Source organism: Nostoc sp. DSM 114160 (assembly GCF_053470305.1).
In genome coordinates this window covers 1120127-1145544 of record NZ_JBPFGO010000002.1, presented here as the reverse complement: position 1 = coordinate 1145544, position 25418 = coordinate 1120127, and the positions used below count along the sequence as shown (strand labels likewise).

The following is a 25418-nucleotide window of genomic DNA, read 5'->3' as shown; positions in this document are numbered from 1 at the left end:
AGTCGCAAATTTGAAGAAGCACGGTATCAGCCTTGAAGAAGCCGAAACTGTATTTCAGCAATTCTCTGGCAGTCATCTTTGATGATGAAGTACACTCTATAAATTATTATTGGCTAACAACCCCGTTGCATCAAGCGATCGCAAGCGGCGCATTTTTTGATGTAGTTTGTCACGAAAAATATGACATGAGCGCCTAATGCACCGCTAGATAATATAATCTGTGGCTATTTGCTAAAGCTGTAAATTTGTTGCGTCTCCAAGCGATCGCTAATCGATGAAGGCAGTGTACCATCCGCGAATGTCTGCCGATCTAGTTGGACTTGTAAATTACTCAAAGGATCGCAACCAGAAGAAATTAGAAATTCTAGTTTCTGGATGTAAGGCACGGTTGCTAGGTTATCCAGAATTTGGAAGATTGCCTGTATGTAAGGATGACCACTCTGCTGATACCAATCACAGCTAGCAACTTTTGCCTGATCGAAACCCAAGTGTACTGTTAAAGATGGCTCGTCAAATATAGCGATCGCCAAGGGACGCGCTTCTTCCTGTAACAATAGATCGTTACTTCTGGCTAAGTGTCGCAGTTTTTCTAAGCGTTCATAACGTTCCGTCACAGCTTCCGGGTCATCTTGCCAGTGGATTGCCACTGTCACCAGATAAGTTTGTAACAGCATGTGACCCAGCTTTTTCGCCTTTGTCGCCAGATAATAGGAATTGTAGTCGTTTGCCTCAATTAACAATGGCACGCGATCGACTACTTCCAGCCCATAACCCTTGACACCTGCAATTTTGCGGGGATTATTGGTGATCAGACGAATCTTTTTAATGCCCAAATCCATGAGCATTTGTGCCCCCATACCGTAGTCTCGCAAGTCAGCAGGAAATCCCAAACGCTCATTTGCTTCTACTGTATCTAGTCCCATATCCTGCAAAGAGTAGGCTTTGAGTTTGTTAATCAAGCCGATTCCCCGCCCTTCTTGACGCAGGTATACAACTACACCTTGACCAGCAGACTCAATCATTTTCAGTGCAGCTACAAGCTGCATCCGACAGTCGCAGCGTAAAGAACCCAAAGCGTCACCAGTTAAACATTCTGAGTGCATCCGCACCATCACTGGCTCATCTTTGAAATTAGCTGGATCGCCCTTGACAATTGCAACGTGTTCTGTATTATCCAGAGTATGGCGATAGGCGTAAATTTCAAACTGACCGAATTGACTAGGCAGTTTGGTAATTACCTCACGATACACTAGGCGATCGTGCTGTAGGCGATAGCTGATTAAATCCGCAATGCTAATAATTTTTAAATTGTGACGTTTTGCGTATTCAACTAACTGCTGCAACCGCGCCATTGAACCATCGGAGTTTTGAATTTCACAAATTACACCCGCCGGGTATAGCCCTGCTAATCTCGCTAAGTCAACAGCCGCTTCCGTATGTCCTGCGCGTTTGAGTACGCCTCCAGCTTTAGCCCGAATCGGAAAAATATGACCAGGACGACGCAAATCGGTAGGTTTTGTGGCTGGATTGAGAGTAACCTGGATAGTGCGGGCGCGGTCTTCTGCTGAAATGCCTGTAGTGACACCTAATTCTGGCCCGGCATCAATACTGACAGTAAAAGCAGTTTGGTTAGTATCTGTAATGTTGCTTACCATCAAGGGTAAGTCTAGCTCGTCTAAGCGATCGCCTGTCATTGCCAAACAAATGAGTCCTCTTGCTTCCACCGCCATAAAATTAATCATGTCGGGTGTAGCAAATTGGGCAGCACAAATTAAGTCGCCTTCATTTTCTCTATTTTCATCATCTACCACTACAATGACGCGACCAGCTTTTAGGTCTGCTAAAGCGGCATCAATCGAATCAAATTTAAAAGCTTGGGTAGGATTAGGCTGTGACACAGAAGATTTCCAGCTATAAACGTAAATTTTTTTAACAATTTCTTCTTTTAGATTGTAGCTCCTTTATAAGGCAGAGAAGTAGACTAGCAATGATTTGATAACGGGGCAAAAATTTTTGCCATTAAAAATGGCGATAAAGTGCAGCGACAGTAAAGTACGAAGGAGATGAGGAAGCATAATAATCATTTGTTTGCTCCCCCATCTTCTAAAGAACAAAGTAGAGGGGTTTAAGACCTTTTGTGCGCTGCGCGTCTGGTCGCTGATATTGTTGATAGCTGAGAACGAATTAACCATTCATGGGATAAGGATTTGGGATCATGGGCAAATTTAGACGCGTACCCGTTGGGATTGTTGGCGCGTCGGGCTATGGTGGAGTGCAGTTAGTACGACTACTGATGGATCACCCAGAAGTCGAAATGGTTTATTTAGGAGGTGAGACTAGTATTGGGAAATCCTTTGGGGATCTCTACCCGCATCTGGCTCATGCAACTAACCTGCTAATAGAGGCAGTAGAACCAGAAATAATTGCTCACCGCTGTGAAGTAGTTTTCCTGTCTTTACCAAATGGTCTGGCTTGCCAAATCGCACCCAAACTTTTGGAAAAAGGATGTAAAGTACTAGATTTGAGTGCAGACTATCGGTTTAGTGATTTGACAACTTATACCAATTGGTATGGTACAGAGAGAAGCGATCGCACAATCGCAGCCACAGCAGTTTATGGATTACCAGAACTTTATCGCGATCGCATTGCCGAAGCTCAACTTATTGGCTGTCCCGGTTCCTATGCCACTGCTAGTCTTCTTGCACTTTCGCCACTTTTAAAGCAAGGCTTAATCAGACCAGAAACAGCTATTATCGATGCCAAGTCTGGCACATCTAGCAGCGGACGGCAGGCTCAAACCAACTTATTACTAGCTGAAGCCGACAACTCCATAACAGCTTTTAATGTTGCTCGTCACCGTCATACCCCAGAAATTGAGCAAATTTGCAGTGACTTAGCTGGTCACGAACTTATGATTCAATTTACACCGCACCTTATCCCAATGGTACGCGGTATTTTGGCAACAGTATATGCCACAATGAGCGACCCTGGTCTAGTACGAGATGATTTAATCACAATTTTCTCAGCCTTCTACCGCAACTCTCCTTGGGTAAAAGTCTGCGGTAGCGGCGTTTACCCTCAAACCAAGTGGGCTAACGGCAGCAATCTTTGTTACATCGGTGTAGAAGTTGACCCACGCACGGGTCGCGTAATTGTCATGTCAGCAATTGACAATCTAATTAAAGGACAGGCGGGCCAAGCTATTCAGTGTCTGAACCTGATGATGGGCTGGGATGAAACCTTGGGGTTGCCCAAGTTGGGGTTTTATCCTTGATTAGGGGAAAGGGGAAAGGGAAAAGGGGACAGGGGACAGGGGACAGGGGACAGAAAATACCTATTCCCTGTAACCTGTAACCTATTCCCTATTCCCTACTTCGGCCCTAACCCCACAGCACCAGCATAAACGGCGCGATCGCCTAGTTCATCTTCAATTCGCAGCAAGCGGTTATATTTTGCTACTCGTTCGCTGCGACACAGAGAACCTGTTTTGATTTGACCGGCACGGGTTGCTACAGCTAAATCAGCGATCGTTGTATCTTCAGTTTCACCGGAACGATGGCTAATTACTGAACGGATACTGTTGCGAGTTGCCAAATCAATTGTTTCCAAGGTTTCGGTGAGAGAACCAATTTGATTGAGTTTAATCAAAATGGCATTAGCGGCTTTTTCTTGGATGCCTCTTTGCAAGCGCGTAGCATTCGTTACAAACAAGTCATCCCCTACCAACTGCACCCGCGAACCTAACTTCTGGGTCAGTAATTGCCAACTTTGCCAATCTTCTTCGTGTAAGCCATCCTCAATTGACACAATTGGGTATTGGTCAACTAGTTGTCCTAAATAATCAATAAATTCAGCCGGGGCGTGAGGTTTACCATCGTAAACATACTGACCATTCTTGTAAAACTCGCTAGCCGCCACATCCAGCGCCAAAGCAACTTGTTCGCCTGGCTTGTAACCAGCTTTCTGAATGGCAGCAACCAGCAATTCCAAAGCCACCTGATTAGATTCTAGGTTAGGAGCAAAGCCACCTTCATCACCCACACCAGTAAGCAAACCTTTTTCATCTAATACTTGACTGAGAGTAGCAAACACCTCTGCACCCCAGCGCAATGCTTCTCGGAAGGAAGTTGCACCAATTGGGACAATCATAAACTCTTGAAAATCCACGTTGTTTGATGCGTGTGCGCCACCGTTAATCACGTTCATCAACGGTACTGGGAGCAAATTCGCTAAAGGGCCACCCAAATAGCGATATAGAGGAATTTCTAGAGACTCAGCACCAGCTTTAGCAGCTGCTAAGGAAACCCCCAAAATTGCATTAGCCCCCAAATTGGATTTGTTAGTAGAACCATCGATCGCAATCATTGTGCGGTCTAGCAGTTCTTGATTTAGGACATCCAAGCCTAACAATTGTGGTGCAAATGCTTCTTTGACGTTTTGTACTGCCTTGAGTACGCCTTTGCCCCCATAACGGCTTTTATCGCCATCACGCAGTTCGTGAGCCTCAAAACTGCCAGTAGAAGCACCACTAGGAACTTGCGCCAATCCGACAACACCGTTAGCTAAATGCACTTCGGCTTCAATTGTCGGTCTACCGCGTGAATCAAGAATTTCACGAGCTGCGATCGCCTCAATGGCAGTATCTAGAAATTTACTCATCTGTACTTTATCCTTTATTCGAGTGTGTTACGCATCCAGTCCAGTTGCCTAACCCAATCGCTAGCATAGGTGGTTAAGAGACTTTCTCGGCTGAGATTAAAGAAGATTTCCATTATAGGGATAGGGAGCAATGCCCAGAATGGGTAATTGTTTATTCTGTCCTCTCGGCTTTTAATTCTTTCTGTGACAGCATTTTTACCTTAAGACTTTGAGCTAGGTAAAATGTTTGCAGAGAATAACACTAAATCAATTACAGAGAAAAGGTCAATATGCGATTACTACACACAATGCTGCGGGTGGGCAACCTTGAAGAATCTTTAAAGTTCTACTGTGAAATTCTCAAAATGAAACTGCTGCGCCGAAAAGATTATCCAGGTGGAGAATTTACCTTGGCTTTTGTTGGCTATGGTGACGAAAGCGACAACTCGGTAATCGAACTAACCTACAACTGGGGTGTGGAAAAGTACGAATTAGGTAATGCTTACGGTCACATTGCCCTTGGCGTTGATGATATTTACGCTACGTGTGAAGAAATTCGCACTCAGGGCGGTAAAGTCGTGCGCGAACCAGGAGCAATGAAACATGGTTCGACGGTAATTGCTTTTGTGGAAGATCCTGATGGGTATAAAATTGAACTGATTCAATTGGGAACTCAAGGTTCGGCAGTCAAACAGGAATCACAAGAGCAACTTGTGAGTCAATAATTCGATCGGGGATTTCCAAAAAATTAATTATCCAGTAGGGTGGAATGTCATTTATCTAAGCTGGATTCAGATTCCCGACTTCTTTAAGGAGTCGGGAATCTGGGCAGTAATTTGTGCTTAAGAGCCATAGGAAAATCCACAGTGATGCCTTAAAAAGTTGAGCTAGAGAGAGATTGATTTTTCCTGCACACTGTCGTCTCGTGTCAGTAAACCCAGATGCACGAGACTTTTCCCTTTTTAGGCGGGTTAGGGGATCTCCTCTACGTAAATCCTATTAGTATTACCCCAATACTGCCCTTGATGAGCAACACTAATAGCGAAGCGTAAAGCCTTCGGCATGGCTTCGCTTAGAGCGAGTCCGCGTACTCTGTAAGAGTTGCAAGCTAGCAAGAGCGTCTCGTAGAGAGCGTCATAGCCCGTAGTAGACATCGCTCCAATAACACCATCGGGGAAAGTCTGCTCATAACAGTATTTTCGTTTTAAATTAGGAAATAGGCAATGGATTAAACTATCATCAATTGCCAATCCCAAATTGCCACCGGAGATACACGCGGATATCCGCCCAGAATGTTTGGATAATTATCTGGGTATTAAGGAGTAGGGTTACAACCACTCCCCACTCCCTACTCCCTTTAATAATCCCCAATCCTTAAACTAAAAATCCAAATTCTAAAATTCTAAAGATGCAACCTACAGATCCAAATAAATTTACTGATAAAGCCTGGGAAGCAATTGTTAAATCTCAGGATATAGTCCGTGCTTATCAACAACAGCAACTAGATGTTGAACATTTAATTATTGCCCTATTAGAAGAACCCACTAGTCTAGCAATACGTATCCTAGCTCGATCTGAGGTCGATCCAATCCGCTTGCAACAGCAGCTAGAAGCCTTTACCCAACGCCAGCCGAAAGTTGGTAAAAGCGATCAGCTTTACCTTAGCCGCAGTTTAGATATTTTACTAGACCGAGCCGAGGAAGCTAGAGCTAGGATGAAAGATTCCTACATTTCTGTGGAACACATACTTTTGGCCTTTGCTGAAGACGATCGCATTGGACGAAAAATACTCAAAGGCTTTAATGCGGATGCACCTAAACTCGAAGCTACGATCAAAACTATTCGCGGTAGCCAAAAAGTCACAGATCAAACCCCAGAATCCCGCTATGACGCCTTACAAAAATTTGGCAGAGATTTGACAGAACAGGCAAAAGCGGGAAAACTCGACCCAGTAATTGGGCGAGATGACGAAATTCGACGGGTAATTCAAGTATTGTCTCGTCGTAGCAAAAATAACCCCGTACTCATTGGCGAACCTGGGGTAGGTAAAACAGCGATCGCCGAAGCATTAGCACAACGGATGGTAAACGGTGATGTTCCAGAATCTCTGAAAAACCGCCAACTCATTTCTTTAGATATCGGTAGTTTAATTGCTGGGGCAAAATTGCGAGGAGAATTTGAAGAACGCCTAAAAGCTGTCCTCAAAGAAGTTACGGAATCTAACGGTCAAATTGTCTTGTTTATTGACGAACTACATACCGTAGTCGGTACAGGTTCTAGCCAACAAGGGGCAATGGATGCCGGAAATTTGCTCAAACCAATGCTGGCGCGGGGAGAATTGCGTTGTATTGGCGCAACTACCCTCGATGAGTTCCGCAAACACATTGAGAAAGATGCTGCCCTAGAACGCCGCTTTCAACAAGTATTTGTCGATCAGCCAAGTGTGGAAAATACTATTTCCATTCTGCGGGGGTTGAAAGAACGCTATGAAGTGCATCACAACGTCAAAATTTCTGATTCGGCGTTGGTAGCAGCAGCAACCTTGTCAGCACGTTATATTAGCGATCGCTTTTTACCAGATAAAGCTATTGACTTAGTAGATGAAGCAGCAGCACAGTTGAAAATGGAGATTACCTCCAAACCAGCTGAATTGGAAACCATCGATCGCCGCCTCATGCAGTTAGAAATGGAAAAGCTGTCATTAGCTGGCGAAGAAAAGGGTACTCCCCAAACGAAAGAACGTTTGCAGCGCATTGAACAAGAAATCGCCAATTTAACGGAAAAACAGCAAATATTTAATGAGCAATGGCAAGGCGAAAAGCAGCTATTGGAGGCGATAAGCGCCTTAAAGAAAGAAGAAGATGCACTGCGAGTGCAAATTGAACAGGCGGAACGCGCCTACGATCTAAATAAAGCTGCCCAACTAAAGTATGGCAAATTGGAGGGAGTGCAGCACGAGCGTGAAGCTAAAGAAACGAGTCTTTTAGAAATTCAAAACCAAGGTTCCACGTTACTCAGAGAACAAGTTACCGAAGCCGATATTGCCGAAATCGTCGCTAAGTGGACAGGAATTCCCGTCAATCGCCTGTTGGAATCGGAACGACAAAAATTACTGCAATTAGAAAGTCATTTGCATCAACGAGTCATTGGGCAAGAAGAGGCTGTAGAAGCAGTAGCAGCCGCAATTCGCCGCGCCCGTGCGGGGATGAAAGATCCCTCTCGTCCCATTGGTTCATTTTTATTCATGGGCCCCACAGGTGTGGGTAAAACCGAACTCGCCCGTGCTTTAGCTCAGTTTCTCTTTGATTCTGATGATGCCTTGGTGCGCTTGGATATGTCTGAGTATATGGAAAAACACTCAGTTTCTCGCTTAGTGGGTGCGCCTCCAGGATATATAGGATATGAAGAAGGCGGTCAACTTTCCGAGGCGATTCGCCGCCGTCCTTATTCAGTGGTGCTGTTGGATGAAGTGGAAAAGGCGCACCCCGATGTGTTCAACATTTTATTGCAGGTGTTGGATGATGGGAGAGTTACTGACTCTCAAGGAAGGACGGTAGATTTTCGTAACACCGTCATTGTGATGACCAGTAACATTGGTAGCGAACATATTTTGGATATATCTGGTGATGATTCCAAGTATGAAACGATGCAAAAGCGGGTAATGGATGCTTTGCGATCGCATTTCCGCCCAGAATTTCTCACCCGCCTTGATGATATCATTCTCTTCCATGCCCTCAGTCGCACTGAAATGAGGCAGATCATCCGCATTCAACTCAAACGGGTAGAAAATCTCTTGCGCGAGCAAAAAATCTTCTTTGAGATATCCCAATCAGCTTGCGATCACCTTGTCGAATCAGGTTATGACCCAGTTTACGGTGCCCGTCCCACTCAAACGAGCAATTCAGCGAGAAGTAGAAAACCCCCTCGCCACCAAATTATTGGAAAATACTTTTATCTCTGGAGACACGATTATCATCGACAAAAATGAAAACGGTCTGTCTTTTAGCAAAAAAATGCTGGTGAAGGTATCAGTACCACAAATTGCTACATAGCACCTAGTGTCTCCCCTTCACTCAACGGGACGTACCCAAAAGCTGTAGGGAGAAGACCAAACTGGCTTGGATACACAAACAAAATCTAAGAATAATTGAGGGTTTGAAACCCAGGGATGTGAGTAAACCCCGTATAGTTGCGGTTTCTAACCATCTTTTTAAGATTAATGTAACTGCGTGTTGCATCTATGATGCCTAGTAGCTTCTGCCACAAGGTACTAATTTTATGTGAGTTCGACAAGCCCTCTCCGACACGGAGAGGGGAGCCAAAACCCTAATTTCTCGTTGCTCCTCCCTTGATCCGTGGGAGAGGGAGGTTGTCCGCGAGAGGTTCATTGAACTCACGTTAATTTTGCCTACCTTGTGGCAGAAGCTTGCTTGTCTTTAAAGGTGGTAGTAGGATTTACGCCAAGGTGTACTAATGAGTAATTAGTAATTAATCAAAGCAATCTGAACAACAAGATTCCCGACTTTTTAATTAAAGAAGTCGGGAATCTAAGCTGCACATCCGATCATTTTGCCCCTAATTGATATCTTTCCTTTAACAGATGGGTATTATAAGCCTACTCTGCTGACAACATCTTCATAAATTTGTCTTCAAATAAAACACATTTACGCAAATCTACTGTGAACTAATGCTCTTATTATTTATCAGACTTTAACTAAATAATTCTGAAAAAATCAGTATTTACCGGATAAAATGAACCATTCATAAATGATATAACTTTAATAAATTATCTGGCTTTTTATAGCTACTTTAGTTTGGAAGTTAGTAAAGCAAAATGTAATCGTTAGATAAATCTCGTGTCATGTAATGCCTGTAAAAATACTTGATAGGCATGAGTGAGAACTTTGAAAAAATAGAAAATTCGCATAATCCACTCGATTGGGAAGCAGATATGTCTATAAAACGTCGGCTATTCAAGGTAATTCAAAAAACCTTCAGAAAAATTAGCAAGCAGCTTTTATCTGCAATTAATAAGCAAATTATTTGGCTTTTACGAACTATCTCTGGTACTCAAAGAAGACGCGGTTCGGTTAATTCTGGCTTTGTATTGCCAACAGTAGCGATGGTAGTTTTGGTAGTCGTACTGTTAACAACTGCAATTTTATTTCGGTCTTTTGAGCGTTCCAAAAATGCTAGTAATGTCCGCGTGAATGAAGCGACAATGCAAGCCGCTACCCCTGCTTTAGACAGGGCTAAAGCCAAAATAAGTGCACTGTTTGCTGACCCGACTCTACCACGTTCTGTCCCATCAAATCTAACCCTATACAATACCTTAGTTAATAAACTTTCTATCTATACATTTGGTGATGAAACTCCTATAACTCTGGCTTATAACCTTAATAAAAATACTACAATTGAAGCAAGTAGTAGTATGGCTTTAGAAAATCAAGAAAGCATACAAACAGCCTGGAAATTTCCTGCCGATACAGATAATAACGGTAAATTTGATAGCTTTATTCTCTATGGTATCTACTTCCGTACTCCCCCCCAAACTGGTACACTCCGAAGTAGAAGTCCACTAGATGCTAGAACCCCTCCGATGCTACCAGCTAAGGCAGGTGGAGCTTGTGACGTAGCTGGTGATACTAGTGCCAGCTTAGTAGGAAGTTCGGGTTGGTATAAACTACCAACTGGCGAATTGAAAAAAAGCTTTTTCGTATATGCAGTCACGGTTCCCATTAGTGATATTGCTCAAGCTACTTCTCTTGATACAACCAAATATGAGAAGTATCGAGGTAATAAGGGCTTCTCGGCATTAGAAATGCAACAAGATCGTAGTCAAGTTTCTATTACTAATAATGCCGTTGTTTATGAAGATGACTTAGATATTACACCAGGGCCTCGATTCCGTCTCAATGGACGTATCTTTACCAACAGTAACTTATTTACTGCTAAAACTAGTGAAAATATAACTCTATTTCAGGTCAGTAGTAGGTATTCATGTTACTACGAACGAGAAAATAGCAAGATAGTTGTTGGCGGCAATATTGCAACTAGTAGTCCAATCAGTACAAGTAATACAGGTGGAACATACGTAGATTTATTTGTAGAAAATGGTGCGCCTACTACAAATAAAACTTTAGCGCCTACTAATAAAACTACCTCAAATAACTCAAATGACATTGCCTATAACACTCAGGCTTATGCTCAACGCATAGACTTATTAGTAAAGGCACAACTTAACAATGCTGCTACTACAGATCCTCAAGACATCAGAACTAATATAACTAACCGGATTCTAAACGATCCAAGCTTAGATTCCACTAAAGTACGTAAGGAAGAATTAGAAAACTGGTTCCGTAAGCGTACTAGGCGTGTACCATTTAAAGAAGTTCCTTATGGTACTTCTGCTATTATAAAAACTGGCACTACTGATTACGACTATATAACAGATGCAGCAACCTTTATGAAAGGTTCTGTTAATACGCTACGTCCAATGGATGCCTGGATTTATCCAACAGATACCAATACAACACTAACACTAAATACAGCGCAACTACCTACCAGAGATCCAGACGTTGTAGATAATACTCCTGTAATAGAAACAGAATTAGGCGATCGCATCGTAGTAGGCAACAATTTGCCTGAACTTATATGGGACAACACAAAAGGAGACTTTGTAGGAGATGATGAACCTCAAGCCATCACTCCTGCTGTGAAGTGGACAAGTAGCACTACCAAAGATCGAACTCGTACCACTCGCGTCAGACAGTTATCAGATTTAGGGGTAACAGGACGTGATGGTTTTTGGGAAATTTCAGCCGCTTCACCCCGATCTAATCCCCTTGATGTGGTCGGTGGATTGAGGGTGATTACAGGTGCAGGAGTATATACACCTACAGGTTCTGGACTAAGAGCACTCGTCCAACCTACTCTTCCAACACGAGGAGGAAAGCCCGAACTGGTTGACGATCCAAGCACGTCGGGAATCAACGAAAGTTATGGCACTGTAGTCTGGCCTGATACTATGCCTATGGTTGTATCCGATCCGACCGATCCACTGAATGCGAGTAAACAAAAACGTGGTGATTTGGTAATGCGTGCCACGGTAGTGTATCACTACAAGTTTGATTCCTATAGTCCTCAGGCGAGTACACCAGACGATTATCAAACACCCATGGCCTGTGTAAGTAGCTACTACAACCCTACTAATCAGACAACAGCAACTACAAACACCTATAATCCCCTTGATTCGACAACAGCAGCAGCATCTAACAATGGGCTTGTTTATGCTGCTCCCGCTACTGCATCTGATGGTATAACTAGAGGACAAACAGTAGATGCCAATGGTTTTTTTACACCTGCGGCTAATGCTGATGATGTGACTAACACTGGTGTAACTTTGCTAAATCGCTTGAAATATCAAGCTAACTTGGTATTTCCCAATGGTCGCCTTGTGAATCCTCTACTACGGCAAGCACTGGCAAAAGCAACTACCAGTAAACTCACTCTCTCTGAGCAATCAGCAATTGACTCTACTATCTGTGCAATACAGATTGCTGATGGCACTCTGAGTCGGAGTACTACCTACATTCCTGATGGCGCAATCAAAGAAACTGCATTTCTTGATGCCCGACAAATTAAAGCTATAGATAAAGGCGGTACATTAACTGGAAACTACAATTTAGAAGTTGAACAGCGTCAGCCTCTCGAAATTCGTGCCACTACCATAAATTTAGGTCAGCTTCGCACACAAGCAATCGGCGCTGCATCGGATAATGAATATCTATTGCCCAATAGCGGCATTATCTATGCCTCTCGTGATGATGCTCAAAAAGATCGCAGTAACCCAACTAGTGAAAATATCAGCGCTAGTGACTACAATCTCGATCCAGAACGGCGACCCCCTAACGCCATTATGTTGATTAATGGCAGTAACTTGAGTCGCCAAACTAATTACAGAGCAGAAGAAAAAGGCTTAATTTTAGCAACTGAGCTACCAGTGTATGTTAAAGGCGATTTTAATCTGCACACTAAACAAGAATTCAAAACCCCGGATCTTTTACCTGCTCCCAGCGTTGCTACCTACGATACTAAATTTTACACTCGTGCTGCGGCAAATCGCGATCCTGACTTTGCTTGTCGGCCTAGTGACCCTAGACTACCCAATTGCACAACAGGCGAAACTTGGCGACCAGCATCAGTAATTGCCGATGCTGTTACCTTGCTATCTGGTAACTTCCGTGAAGGTTTCCGCAATGAGGGTGATTACGACTTGCGAAATAACCAAGGCAGCGATCCTAACGTCGTACTCAGCCGACTGAAGGTAGGTTTCTGGAATAACAACTTTCTCACTTCATCTAAATTCTTGACTGACTCTGGTGGTGATGCCTACTACACAGGTACTCCCACTTCTACTGACTCAGCAAACAATAACAGTTCTTACGTGAACAACTTCGTCACGCCCATTCAGCGTCGAGGAAGTTTCCCAGAGTATGTAATGGAGATGTGCTTCAAGATACCAGTTTCAGAGTGTCAACCGGGTGACTGGTATGTGGGTTTAGATAGTGATAGTAATACAGGCAATGCTTTAGATAAAGACACAGAAATCCTCAAAAGGTCTAGTGAAGTAGTAGGTGTAACCGATCTTACCAGACTCTTAGCTGGTACAACTGCGCGATCGCCAAGGGCTGGTTTTGAAGGATTTGCTCGTAGGGTTGCGTTCAAACGCAAATATAATGTAGCAACGACTAATGCTGATTTTGCCAAGCTTGTTGATATTAGTAATAATGCCATAATTTTTACTAATGCTACTCCCATTCCACTAGGTATTAAATTAGGTATAGTAGCAGAATTGCCGCTAATTATCATAGGCACTGGAGCAAGTGCAGTAGTCAGCCCACTTAGTATACCTGACTTAAATTCTAATGCTCTATGGTTTGCAACCACAATAAATACTTCTACTAGCCCACCACCGTCCCCCATAAACGAGATCAAATACAACAATACTAATCGTGTATTCTACAGATACCCCAAACTACCGGCTTCTGGTTCGCTTAGGGATTTTCCTGGAGCCACAGACGCGTCACTATTCAACCCTGCTTCACCCGCCAGAGATGCGTCATACCAGCCGCTATTTGAACCTGTATTGCAATTACAGGTAACAACCGCAGCACCATCTGATACTCAAAATTACGCCTCTTTAGCAGGATCATCTAGTGTCGTTAAAAACACTAGATGGTTGTCTCAGGCAAGTGCAACCAATTTTAATCTAGTAGTTGCGGGTGGTGATACTCCGGCTCGTGTGAGTTCAAGTACCTACGAAATCAATGGGGGTTTGCATAACTTTGTGCGCTTCTTAGAAAACTGGGATGGCATTGATGCCAATATCAACGGTTCATTCATCCAATTTAAACGCAGTATCTATGCTACTGCACCATTCCAAGCTCTTGTTAGACCAGGACCAACAACTCCTGCTGCAACCACTTCTGACCCTAATAATACTGATGCTGCTAGCCTTGCCAAGAATAACAGTATCTTTTTCAGAGTTTTGTATTCTGATAGACCTGGTTACACATCAGATAGTACTTACATTACTAATCCTAGTGGTGAAGCGCCTTATTATATGCCTCCTAATCGTAACTGGGGTTTTGATGTGGCGTTATTGGCGCAAAACCCCGACTTGTTTGCCCAGCGCTTTGTAACTCCAGCAGCAGATCCCCCGAATGAATACTTCAGAGAAGTAGGTCGCGATGACCTTTGGGTGAAAACTTTGTTGTGTGGTGTACAAACTCAAACATCGGATGGGTTTGATACTGCGGACACTACTTACTTTGGCAGTGGTTTTAAATTTGCACTACCAGCAACTGAACGTCCTACTAACTGCCAACTCCAACCATCCTAAAGTGTTTGAATGAGAGTTTTGACAGCACTTTTTGGGTGAATAAACCACGTTAACAGACCTAACCCCCTAGCCCCCTTCCCTAATAGGGAAAGGGGAAAATTCAAAGCCTCTCCTCTACAAGGGGAGAGGAATGGAAGTGAGGTTACGAATATATTACACCCGATCGCAAATTACTTTAAAACATAGCCTTATTAAGAAATAGAGTATGAACCCACGCCAACTACAAGAATTATCTGCTCAGTCCAACGATTCTGGTTTTACGATCATTGAGTCGCTTGTGGCGATCCTCGTAGTTGCCATTTTGCTGGTAGCGATCGCACCTGTCTTAGTAATGTCAACAGCAACTCGCGTGCAAGCTAAACGAGTCGAATTGGCAACAGGAGCGGCTAAAGCCTTCATTGATGCTATTAAGTCTAAAACAATCTCAGAAGCTCAAGTATCAAATACTACTTCACTTAGTGCTGCAACTGCTGCTGCACCTAGAACAGTATCTAGCTCAACTACCAGTGGCGACTATTTAATTAGTAGTGCGGCTGTTCCCGCAGACGCAACTAGTTTGTATTGCTTTCACAATGATGGCAAAATAAATCTACCAAGCGACTGTACAACCTACAAAACAACCAGTCCAGTTCAGTTTTACATCCAGGCTTTTGGCAATGCAGTTGGAACTATCAGCACAAGTAGCGCTCAAATTGATAGCGGTCAAAGCTATCGTTTGGGAGTTCGGGTATACCGTTCAGATGCCTTCATCGGTACTGGTAGCTTGAAAAAAAGTAGTGATAGCAATGGAAAAACAGCAGCAACATTCACCGGGGGACTAGGCGATCGCAAAGCACCCCTAGTAGAAATGACAACTGAAATTGTTAGGGGTCAAAGCTCCTATAACGCTTTATGCGATCGCCTTGGTGGTTGTCAACCTCCACCATAAAATTAACCCGATAAACATAAATAATTTCATGACTCAGTATTAGTCACAAAGGAGAATCTGTAGCAAAATGAATATATTGAGGTGGCTGTTAAGTACTCAGCTAAAACCCTCTCACAAGCAAAATAAAAATAGTGGTTTTACCCTGATTGAATTATTGGTGGCTATGCTGATTGCATTTTTAGTAATTACGCCGTTACTAAGTTTTATGATTAGTATTTTAAACACTGATGGTCAGGAACAAGCCAAAGCAAACTCTGAGCAAGAAATTAAAGCTGCACTAGATTATATTACTCGCGATCTCCAACAAGCAATATATATATATGATGCTACTGGAATTGCTTGTCTAAGCGGTACTGTTGATGCTAGTACCGATAACACTTGCCCAAATGCAGGTACAACTGGGAATCAACTACCTAACGGAACAGATAAAGTTCCTGTGCTTGTCTTTTGGAAACGAGAGTTACTTAGTCAAAAAATTACAATTACAAGTACTCAAAAAGATGATACTTTTGTTTACTCATTAGTTGCCTACTATTTAATTAAAGATACTAATACTACTTGGTCTAACGCTGCACGCATCGCTAGATGGGAAATTAAAGATGGCGTTCCAAATACTGCTGCTACAGAGACTTGCGCTGGATTTGCTGCAACCGACAAATATCTCCCATGTCCAGATAAAGGTTTTAAACCATTTGACTTGTCACAAAAAGGCATAACATTACAAGCAAAAATGAATAGTTGGGCAGGAGGAGGGAGTTACGATCAAGTTCCTGTGGTGTTGGTTGATTTTATAGATCAAACAACAACAGCACAGGAAACCCCAACAGCTACAGCAACAGTGACTTGTTCTACTGGCTTTAGTCAAGTTCCAGCAGTCGCAAACCTTGCTAGAAGAGGCTTTTATGCTTGTGTAGATTCAGTTAGCGCAGATAATAGGAGTGCTGCGGAAGTTTATTTAAGGGGTAATGCACAAGCTCGTTTAATACAAGATGAAACTAAAGCACGTTACGCACAGAGTAAATCTAGTTATTTTCCGAGTGCAAACATTAAGGTTCAAGGAAGTAGCTTTATCTTTACCAAATAGCTTCTATCTTTGACAAAGATTACTAAAAGCAGGATAGTATGGCAAATATTCTTAGTTTCAGACTATTAAATTATTTCCAGTCGCACAGCCGAAAAACAAAGCTAAAGCAGCAATATTTAGCAAATAGACCCTCTACTAATGGCTACAAGCAACAAGATGCTGGATTTAGTCTTATAGAGTTAATAGTAGTACTGCTGCTAGTAGGAATTTTAGCAGCGATCGCAGCTCCTGGTTGGGCTGCCTTTGTAAATCGGCAACGGATAAATAAGTTTAACGACGCCGTTTTCGCCGCACTTCAAGAAGCACAGCGCGAAGCTAAAAACAAAAAACTTAGCTACAGTGTCAGTTTTCGGAAAAATAGCACAACCCAAGAGGTTGCTATTTATCGTACCGATATTGGAATCAGCACATGGAAGCCTTTAGGAACGGATGTAGGGGTTAGCTCTGATAAATTTTTGCTAGGTACAAATCTAAATAGCACTACTGAAAACACTGCCGATTCTACTGTATCCTATTCTTTAAATGCATCAGCAAAAATTACTTTTGACTATATGGGAACTTTACCCAATGCAAGCCTTGGAACATCTGGGTTACAAATAGTGGTAGCTGTACCAAGCTCTGCAAATCCTACATCGCCTAGTAGCGTAAAGCGATGTGTCATTGTGAAAACTCTCTTAGGCTCAATGGTGACAGCAAAAGATAATAATTGCAGTTAAGTAATTTAAATACCAAGATTTGTTTAAAAATACGTAATATTGCTGAACATAAAACTGCACGTTGATAGCAAAATTGAAACATCATGTGCAGTTTTAATATTTGATAGAGTTATTTAAGAGCCATTGCCTGAACATAATAAAAAGCGTCATCATCAAAATATACTTTTCGGAAAATGACTGAGAACCTTGACTTTACTGTAGCTATCCCAACTTATAACGGTGAAAGTCGTTTGCCTGAACTACTAGAACGACTAAAAAACCAACTTCACACCGAAAATTTATCTTGGGAAATTATAGTTGTAGACAATAACAGCACTGATAATACAGCTAAAGTTGTTCAAACCTATCAAAAAGATTGGCGATGTCCTTATCCTTTAAAGTATTGCTTTGAAGCAAAACAAGGCGCAGCTTATGCTCGAAAAAAGGCAGTTGCAGAAGCTAAAGGGAAATTCATAGGTTTTCTAGATGATGACAACTACCCAGTATCAAATTGGGTAGTCGCAGCTTATGCTTTTGGTGAAAAATATCCTAAAGCTGGAGCTTATGGCAGCCAAATTCATCCAGACTGGGAAGTAGAACCACCGGAAAACTTTAAGCGAATTGCTCCATTCTTAGCAATTACAGAGCGGGGAAATCTACCGCTATTATATGAAGCATCTAAAAAATTACTACCTCCTTCTGCCGGACTTGTTGTCCGTAAACAAGCATGGTTAGAAAGTGTACCAGATAAGTCGATTTTAACTGGTAGAGTTAAAGGCAATATGCTTACCAGTGAAGATTTAGAAATGTTGTCTTACATCCAAAAATCAGGATGGGAAATCTGGTACAACCCAGAAATGGAAATATCACACAAAATACCAAAATTGCGTTTGCAAAAAGATTATTTGATTCCATTTTTTCGAGGAATTGGACTTAGCCGTTGTGTAACGAGAATGGTAAATATTAAACAAATATATAGACCATTTGCTCTTTTATCTTATATGCTAAATGACTTACGTAAAATTACGTTGCACTTACTAAAATATCGAACTCATCTAAAAGATGATTTGGTAGCTGCTTGCGAAATGGAACTTTTTTTAAGTAGTTTCATTAGTCCTTTTTATCTTTGGAAAAATGGATACTTTAAAAAATAAATTATTAAAACATTAGACATTATGACTGAATTAACAGATGAAAATTTAGATATTAGCGTAGCCATTCCTGCATACAATGGGGCAACCCGTTTACCTAAAATTTTGGATAAGCTATTAACCCAGACAGGAGTAGAGCAACTTAACTGGGAAATTATTATTGTGGATAATAATAGTTCTGATAATACATTTGAAATTATTCAGAATTACCAAAAAATATATAATGGAAACTGTAATTTAAGATATTTTTTAGAAACCGAACAGGGAGCAGCTTTTGCGAGATTGCGAGCAGTACGTGAAGCTAAAGGGCAGTTAATCGCATTTTTAGATGATGATAATCTACCTGCACCTGATTGGTTATCAGAAGCATATACCTTTGGATTAGAGCATCCTCAAGCAGGTGCTTGGAGTGGACAGATTCATGGTGATTTTGAAGTAAATCCACCAGAAAATTTTGAAAGAATTCAAGCTTTTTTAGCTATCAGAGAACATGGTTCAAATCCATATTTATTTGACGCAGATAATTTAAGACTTCCTCCTGGTGCGGCACTTGTTGTTCGGAAACAGGTATGGTGTGAAAATGTACCACAGCGACCTAATTTAAGTGGGAAGCTGCCTGGTATTTTGGTACAGGGTGATGACTATGAACCATTGCTTTATATACATTATGCAGGCTGGCAGATTTGGTATAATCCTGCCATGCATACTTATCATCAAATACCACGCTGGCGACTTGAGAAAGATTATCTCTTAACTCTGGCACGCGGTTGTGGCTTGTGTATTTTCCAGTTAAGCTTGATAAATACTCAAAATTGGCAAAAACCAATAGTGTTTATAAAAACTATTTTAGGAAATTTACGCCGAGTATTAAAGCACCGTATTCGGTATAGAGGAGAATTGAAAAGTAATTTAATTGCACTTTTTGAAATGGAATTTTACTTGGCTAGTATGATGAGTCCTTTTTACTACTTAAAATCTAATTTGCGCAAAGGATTAAAAAATAAATTAGCTCTGTAATAATGATTAACTATAGTCAACATTTACCGAAAGTTTCTGTAATTATACCCGCTTATAATAGTGAAAATACTATTCATCATACAATTAAATCTGTTCTAAATCAAACTTTGAGCGATCTAGAATTAATTGTAATTAATGATGGTTCAGAAGACTCAACTTTAGAAGTTGTTACACAAATTCAAGATTCCCGAATAAAAATATTTTCCTATACCAATGCTGGCGGAAACGTTAGTCGTAACCGAGGCTTACAGCTTGCAGTAGGAGAATTTGTCAGTTTCTTAGATGCGGACGATCTTTGGACATCTGATAAGCTTCAGTCTCAGTTAAAGGCTTTACAAGAAAACGCTACTGCGACAGTTGCTTACAGTTGGACTGATTATATCGATGAAAATGGGGAAATAGTACTCTCTGGTACACACGTTACAGCCAATGGAGACGTTTATGAAAAGTTATTGCTGACAAACTTTTTAGAGAATGGCTCCAATCCTTTAATTCGTAGAGAAGCTTTGATCAAATTAGGTGGATTTGATGAATTTCTAAGTGCTGCTCAAGATTGGGATATGTGGTTGCGATTAGCTTGCCAGTTTGATTTTGTATGCGTACCATCTGTACAAATATTGTACAGAATAAGTGCTAATTCTGTTTCTTCTAATCTGATAAGGCAAGAAAAAGCTTGCTTGCAAGTGCTTGAGAAAGCATATAAGGAAAGACCTTTAGCACTTAAGACTACTTGGAATCTAAGTCTGACAAATTTATATAAATACCTGACATGCAAAGCTCTACAAAAGCCGTTTAATCGACAAAAAGCTTTAACTGCTGCTAAATTTTTATGGAATTATGTTCTGAATAATTCTTCAAGACTTCAACGGATAAATTTTACTTTAAAATTATTCTTAAAAATTCTCATAATCATTTTGATGCCTACGTTGCTGGACAATATGACTAACCAGCGCGAAGTAAAAAGCTAAAAAACTGAAAATCGTTTAACGGCTAGATAGCTGAAAAACTCTCATAATAAAAAATGGATAGCCTGGTGCATCTACCGTCTTTAGTTTATGCAAAAAATCTCTTGAAGAATAATCATTCCAACAGTGGTTTTACCTTACCAGAGATGTTAGTAGTTATTGTATTAATTGGTATATTAGCTACGGTCGGAATATCCAATTGGCTGGCTTTTGTGGAGACTCGTCGTCTCAACACTACTCAAAATGAGGTTTATTATGCTATACGCCAAGCGCAAAGCCAAGCCACTAAAGATAAATTAACCAGGCAAACCAGTTTTCGCATACAAAATGGTGTCGTGCAATGGGCAGTTCATCAGGCAGAAGCAGGACAATTTATTTCTGATACTGTTAAAAATAATGGCACCCTATGGCATAATCTTGAGCCAAACATTCGCATTGATGAAGAGGAAAACGATAAAGGAAAAAAGGAGACAACTTTACAAAAACATACTTCACAGCAAATGTGGCGAGTTTTATTTAATTATCACGGTTGTCCTATCTCTGAAATTGGAAATCAGTGTACAGTAGGCGGATTAGGACAGATAACCTTTTACAGCTTGAATGGTGGTAAAGCTAGACGTTGTGTCTATGTTTCTACAATTTTGGGGGCTATGCGGACGGGAAAAGATCATGCAAGAGCCAACGAAAACGACAAGTATTGCTATTAAGATATTTTTAGCTGATTCAAATAAGGTATTTTGTGCTGAATTTACCAGCAAGCCCAAAACAGCACCTGATTATTTTCACCCGTTATCCAGAACCAGGTAGGACAAAAACCCGATTGATACCTGCTTTGGGAAATGTTGGTGCTGCCAATCTTCAACGGGAAATGACTGAGCATACAATATTTCAGGTTCAAGAATTGCGAAAAGCCATTGACATTTCTGTGGAAGTACGGTTTGCAGGTGGCGATTCGCAACTCATGCAAGACTGGCTGGGGTTGGATTTGGTTTACCAATCTCAAGGTGAAGGGGATCTAGGTTTGCGGATGGCGCGATCGCTTTTTGATGCTTTTCAATCTGGTGCAGAAAAAGTGATTATCATTGGTACAGATTGTCCTGGAGTGAATGCCCAGATTTTAGCAACAGCCTTTGAGAAGTTACACGCTTTTGACCTCGTACTTGGCCCTGCTATCGATGGTGGATATTACTTAATTGGTTTGCGCCAACCCATTTCGGAGCTATTCGTTAACATCGAGTGGGGAACTGCTCAAGTATTCCAGACAACCGTGGATATTGCCCAGAAACTTCATTTATCATACGTAGACTTGTTGCCCTTAGCTGATGTTGACCGACCGGAGGATCTGCCAATTTGGCAACAAGCCCTTGCAGGAAAGATAGAGCGATCGCTTTAAGGAGCAAAATCAAGGGGCGCATTGAAAAAGTGCGTAGGTAGAGCCATAGAAATCACTTTTCCATAAAATCCTGTGAAATATCAGCACTGCTGAAATAACTCCTTAAAGCTTTTTGAGGCTGCTTCAGGTTTGGCAATAATTTCGACAATTTTATTGCGTGCATCTGCTTCAAACAGCGCCTCAACAGCAACTTGGGCAACTTTCTGTCTGGGGATACTACCATCAAACAGCGTATCTGCACTCTGCATCACGATGCGATCGGAGTTGTCTTCATTCTTCAATCCACCAGGCCGGACAATCGTATAAGTAAGACCACTTTTCTGAATATACTCTTCAGCTTGTTTTTTCCACAACAAAATTAACCAAAACAAGTTCAGCGGATGGAAAAGCCGGGAAGTACATAAAGAAGAAACTAAGATGAGATGCTCAATTCCCTTTGCCTTAGCAACATCTACTAAATTTTTAGTCCCTTCAAAATCTACTTTATAGGGGCCAGTGGGGTCAAAGCTAGGTTTTGCCCCAGTCGCAATCAATAGAACTGTGCTATCTCCCAACGCAGCAGTTAAAGTTTCTGGTTGTAACACATCGCCTACGACTAATTCGGCTTCAGGAGACAGAATACCCCTAGCTTTCTCTATATCCCGCACCAAGGCTCGGACGGGAATATTCCGTGCGATCAATTCTTGCACAATCCGGCGACCTGTTTCACCTGTTGCCCCTGCTACAAATGCTTTCATGATAAATGCTATCCTGGGAAACTATTGTGTGCTTGTTCAGTTCTTTATTTTAGTAATTCTATGGAGTTACTCGCAGATTAATGAGGTTTCGGTCAAAATGGGATCTGAATGCGAAATGACCCAGGTGTGTGGGGAATCATTAATATAGACCAACGCCAAAATATAGAGTAATGCATTTATGCTTTCAAGAAAAGGCGAATATAAATCCTGGGAAATAACGGAAGCTGTTTTACCTGTAGTGTCCACCCAAGAAGCCGAGGACACATTAGCAGAACCAAATGTAGCGACGCTGACAAAATTTTACGGTCGTTATCAAGATTGTATGGAAATGGCTGCCCCAGTAGAGAAGGTTGCTGAGTATCTCAATTCTCACGCCTCATGGTTTTCGCGCTGCGCTGAACCCATGAAGGTAGAATCACTTGGGGAAAATGGCTATGCTTTAACAATTGGTCGTTTTGGTTCTTTCGGTTATGAAGTAGAACCGAAAATAGGTTTGGAATTGTTGCCCCCAGACGAGGGTATTTACCGCATCCGTACAATTCCCATTCCTGACTACCAACCGCCTGGTTATGACGTAGACTATCACGCATCTCTAGAGTTAAAAGAAGCCGATGTTTCCACTAGCATTGGTAAGATTACAAGAGTTGAATGGGAATTGGATTTGATAGTTTATCTTCACTTTCCCCGGTTTATTCAGCGATTACCCAAATCTATAATTCAATCTACAGGCGATCGCTTACTTAATCAAATTGTCCGCCAAGTCTCCCGCCGCTTAACTCGCAAAGTTCAGGAAGATTTTCATAAATCTTTGGGAATACCGTTTACTGCTAATTTTAAGCAAAAGCGTTGATAGGGATTTCTAAAAAATCAATAATTCTAAATTATTTGTACGTTTGTAGGGTAGCACAGCTGTGCTACCCTACTTTGCTAACTATGCTTGAGTGAGAATTTTTTGGACAATTTGCACGCCAGTAACAGCCTGCCAAGCAAAAAGTCCCAAAAGGGTGAAATTTATTAAAATATGAGTTGCACGTGCCCAATTTGCCCCTTTTTGCATATAAGGGGACAAGGCAGCAGAAAATGCAATCAAACCTGTCATACCCAGTCCTGCTAATAAGTGAGGCCCGACAAATAACTTTTGGTTATTAATGTAAGTGACAGCCATCCCACCAATCGCACCTGCTACCATCAAAGCTAGGAGTATAGACCCGATTTGGTAATGTCTGACGTTATATCTACCTTTAATCAATTCTTTTTTTTCTTCCCCCTGAGCATTTCTAGTACGCTGCAATTGCAGTCCTAAATAGGCAGCATAAATTGAGAGTACTAATAGCGCCCACATGAGCACCGGATGGAAGAAGTTTAGCCAATATTTCACCGACGTAGAAAGTTCCAGACTCATCGTGTTCTCGCCTAATAATTAAATCTTCATAAAAATTAGCATAACTCTATTTTCTGTGCTTAAATTTGCACAAATTAAAAGAGACTCCCCCGACTATTTTCCTTTACCCTCTTGCCAAAGTGGATAAACAATCTCAGACTAAATTTTGAGGGTAGACGAACAAAACCCCCTGTGTGGGATCTCATCCATGACTGAAAACAACGATACTTTGCTGCTCAAAGCTGCTAAAAGTGGTGATATTAAGGGTCTGTGTACGCTATTGGCTGCTGGTGCAAGGGTGGACGCGTGCGATCGCCAAGGTACCACGGCGTTAATGTTTGCCGCCAATTTAGGTTACACCGAAATTGTGCGATCGCTGCTTGATGCCGGGGCAAATATCAACTTGCCCAGAAAACTCTATGGTTTGACGGCTTTGATGTTGGCGGCTAGTGCCAAACAGCTTGACATTTTGCAACTTTTATTATCTAAAGGTGCAGATGTCAATGCCACTAATGAAGATGGCAGTACAGCATTAATGGCAGCAGTCCTCAAAGGTTATATTGATGTAGTGCGAGTTTTATTGGCTGCTGGTGCCCAAGTTAATATTGCTGATAAAGATAATGATACGGCGTTGAAACTTGCCGTTAAGCAGGGAAAAATAGAAGTTTTACAAGCAATTCTCCAAACTGGTGTCGATGTCAATATCCCAGATGAGGAGGGTGAGACACTTTTAATGCTAGCGGCAGATTTGAGACATCTGGAGATTGTGGAAGCACTGCTAGCAGCAGGGGCTGATGTGAATGTGAAAAACGCTGATGGTGGAACCGCCCTATCGGCAGCAGCAGCGGCTGGACAGAGTGCGATCGTAGCAGCTTTACTAGATGGAGGTGCCGAGATTAATCTTCAAGATCGAGATGGTGAAACTGCCTTACACCTTGCCGTTGTGGAAGGCTACATTGATGTCGTGCAAATCTTACTTAACAAGGGTGCAGATGTCCAAATTAGCAACCACCTGGGCGATACACCACTGCTTGTAGCATCATTGCAGGGACATAGCCAAATTGTCGAGGCACTGGTACGTTCTGGCGGAGATATAAATGGGAAAAGTCTTGGTGAAGTACCTTTGACGTTGGCTGCATCACAAGGACACACCCAAACGGTGCAAGTGTTGTTAGATTATGGTGCTGATGTGAATATTCCAGGGGATGATGGCAAAACTGCTTTGATCAAGGCAACCGAACGCCAACACAAAGAGATCGTACATTTGCTGCTAGCAAAGGGGGCAGATGTGAATTTTCAAGACTCAGCAAGGGCCACATCATTGATGTGGGCTGCTTCAGCAGGTTATGGTGAAATTGTGCAGTTATTACTCCAAGCTGGGGCAGATGTGAATTTGAAAAACCGGGGCGGTTATACTGCTTTGATGATTGCAGAATTTAATGGTTATAAAAATGTGGTGCGGAGTCTACAAAAAGCTGGGGCGCAAGAATAGCAATCTCAATTCTTCATCTAAAAATATTTTCAG

At 41.8% G+C, this 25418-nt stretch carries 20 protein-coding genes and 1 pseudogene; 16 read left to right on the top strand and 5 right to left on the bottom strand.

The annotated features are described in order from the left end of the window. Nucleotides 1-32: 32 nt before the first annotated feature. Nucleotides 33-197: a hypothetical protein gene (locus NSTCB13_RS21965; RefSeq protein WP_448267776.1), complete on the top strand. Its 165-nt coding sequence runs from the start codon at nt 33-35 to the stop codon at nt 195-197. Between the two features lie 27 nt (nt 198-224). Here NSTCB13_RS21965 and ribBA read toward each other — a convergent pair whose 3' ends face one another. Further along, nucleotides 225-1898, bottom strand: coding sequence for a bifunctional 3,4-dihydroxy-2-butanone-4-phosphate synthase/GTP cyclohydrolase II (gene ribBA, locus NSTCB13_RS21960; protein ID WP_445630770.1), 1674 nt, complete (start codon nt 1896-1898; stop codon nt 225-227). Nucleotides 1899-2215: 317 nt separating this feature from the next. Between ribBA and argC the strand changes: the two genes are divergently transcribed. Continuing rightward, nucleotides 2216-3274, top strand: a complete 1059-nt coding sequence (gene argC, locus NSTCB13_RS21955; RefSeq protein ID WP_445630771.1) for an N-acetyl-gamma-glutamyl-phosphate reductase — start codon at nt 2216-2218, stop codon at nt 3272-3274. Nucleotides 3275-3369: 95 nt separating this feature from the next. Here the strand turns inward: argC and eno are convergent, their stop codons facing one another. Then, nucleotides 3370-4659 (bottom strand): phosphopyruvate hydratase, encoded by a 1290-nt coding sequence (gene eno / locus NSTCB13_RS21950; protein ID WP_445630772.1) that lies wholly within the window; start codon nt 4657-4659, stop codon nt 3370-3372. 269 nt (nt 4660-4928) lie between these two features. On the opposite strand from eno, the gene gloA reads away from it, so the two are divergent. Next, nucleotides 4929-5363 carry a lactoylglutathione lyase gene (gene gloA / locus NSTCB13_RS21945; protein ID WP_322669818.1) on the top strand — a complete coding sequence of 145 codons (435 nt, stop codon included), beginning with the start codon at nt 4929-4931 and terminating at the stop codon, nt 5361-5363. A gap of 246 nt (nt 5364-5609) precedes the next feature. Here the strand turns inward: gloA and NSTCB13_RS21940 are convergent, their stop codons facing one another. Beyond that, on the bottom strand, nt 5610-5888 hold the full coding sequence (locus tag NSTCB13_RS21940) for a hypothetical protein (protein ID WP_448273792.1): 279 nt from the start codon (nt 5886-5888) through the stop codon (nt 5610-5612). 158 nt (nt 5889-6046) lie between these two features. Between NSTCB13_RS21940 and clpB the strand changes: the two genes are divergently transcribed. The 11 genes and pseudogenes from clpB (at nt 6047) to NSTCB13_RS21885 (ending at nt 21775) form a co-directional block, all read left to right on the top strand. Beyond that, nucleotides 6047-8626, top strand: a complete 2580-nt coding sequence (gene clpB, locus NSTCB13_RS21935; protein ID WP_448273791.1) for an ATP-dependent chaperone ClpB — start codon at nt 6047-6049, stop codon at nt 8624-8626. Continuing rightward, nucleotides 8568-8690, top strand: a pseudogene (locus NSTCB13_RS21930) (hypothetical protein); the annotation flags it as partial. The gene clpB and the pseudogene NSTCB13_RS21930, both read left to right, overlap by 59 nt. A gap of 839 nt (nt 8691-9529) precedes the next feature. After that, nucleotides 9530-14542 carry a hormogonium polysaccharide biosynthesis protein HpsA gene (gene hpsA, locus NSTCB13_RS21925; RefSeq protein ID WP_448273790.1) on the top strand — a complete coding sequence of 1671 codons (5013 nt, stop codon included), beginning with the start codon at nt 9530-9532 and terminating at the stop codon, nt 14540-14542. A 205-nt stretch (nt 14543-14747) separates the two neighbouring features. Continuing rightward, nucleotides 14748-15470, top strand: coding sequence for a hormogonium polysaccharide secretion pseudopilin HpsB (gene hpsB, locus NSTCB13_RS21920; protein WP_448273789.1), 723 nt, complete (start codon nt 14748-14750; stop codon nt 15468-15470). A 67-nt stretch (nt 15471-15537) separates the two neighbouring features. Beyond that, nucleotides 15538-16554: a hormogonium polysaccharide secretion pseudopilin HpsC gene (gene hpsC, locus NSTCB13_RS21915; RefSeq protein WP_445630778.1), complete on the top strand. Its 1017-nt coding sequence runs from the start codon at nt 15538-15540 to the stop codon at nt 16552-16554. A gap of 38 nt (nt 16555-16592) precedes the next feature. Next, nucleotides 16593-17270 (top strand): prepilin-type N-terminal cleavage/methylation domain-containing protein, encoded by a 678-nt coding sequence (locus tag NSTCB13_RS21910; RefSeq protein WP_445630779.1) that lies wholly within the window; start codon nt 16593-16595, stop codon nt 17268-17270. A gap of 173 nt (nt 17271-17443) precedes the next feature. Beyond that, nucleotides 17444-18403, top strand: a complete 960-nt coding sequence (gene hpsE / locus NSTCB13_RS21905) for a hormogonium polysaccharide biosynthesis glycosyltransferase HpsE (protein ID WP_445630780.1) — start codon at nt 17444-17446, stop codon at nt 18401-18403. 21 nt (nt 18404-18424) lie between these two features. Beyond that, complete coding sequence (gene hpsE / locus NSTCB13_RS21900) at nt 18425-19417, top strand: hormogonium polysaccharide biosynthesis glycosyltransferase HpsE (RefSeq protein ID WP_448273788.1); 993 nt, start codon at nt 18425-18427, stop codon at nt 19415-19417. A 2-nt stretch (nt 19418-19419) separates the two neighbouring features. Then, entirely contained in the window at nt 19420-20385 is a 966-nt protein-coding gene (locus tag NSTCB13_RS21895; RefSeq protein ID WP_448273787.1) for a glycosyltransferase, read from the top strand. A gap of 53 nt (nt 20386-20438) precedes the next feature. Further along, nucleotides 20439-21089: a pilus assembly FimT family protein gene (locus tag NSTCB13_RS21890; RefSeq protein WP_448273786.1), complete on the top strand. Its 651-nt coding sequence runs from the start codon at nt 20439-20441 to the stop codon at nt 21087-21089. A gap of 32 nt (nt 21090-21121) precedes the next feature. After that, on the top strand, nt 21122-21775 hold the full coding sequence (locus tag NSTCB13_RS21885; protein ID WP_448273785.1) for a TIGR04282 family arsenosugar biosynthesis glycosyltransferase: 654 nt from the start codon (nt 21122-21124) through the stop codon (nt 21773-21775). Between the two features lie 80 nt (nt 21776-21855). On the opposite strand, the gene NSTCB13_RS21880 is transcribed toward NSTCB13_RS21885, so the two are convergent. After that, entirely contained in the window at nt 21856-22512 is a 657-nt protein-coding gene (locus tag NSTCB13_RS21880) for an NAD(P)H-binding protein (protein WP_445630785.1), read from the bottom strand. A gap of 178 nt (nt 22513-22690) precedes the next feature. On the opposite strand from NSTCB13_RS21880, the gene NSTCB13_RS21875 reads away from it, so the two are divergent. Continuing rightward, on the top strand, nt 22691-23362 hold the full coding sequence (locus NSTCB13_RS21875) for a DUF1997 domain-containing protein (RefSeq protein ID WP_448273784.1): 672 nt from the start codon (nt 22691-22693) through the stop codon (nt 23360-23362). Nucleotides 23363-23443: 81 nt separating this feature from the next. On the opposite strand, the gene NSTCB13_RS21870 is transcribed toward NSTCB13_RS21875, so the two are convergent. Then, the gene (locus NSTCB13_RS21870; protein WP_099099590.1) at nt 23444-23914 is read right to left on the bottom strand and encodes a DUF4079 domain-containing protein; all 471 of its coding nucleotides are present in this window, start codon (nt 23912-23914) and stop codon (nt 23444-23446) included. Nucleotides 23915-24101: 187 nt separating this feature from the next. On the opposite strand from NSTCB13_RS21870, the gene NSTCB13_RS21865 reads away from it, so the two are divergent. Beyond that, complete coding sequence (locus NSTCB13_RS21865; protein ID WP_445630787.1) at nt 24102-25385, top strand: ankyrin repeat domain-containing protein; 1284 nt, start codon at nt 24102-24104, stop codon at nt 25383-25385. Nucleotides 25386-25418: the final 33 nt, after the last annotated feature.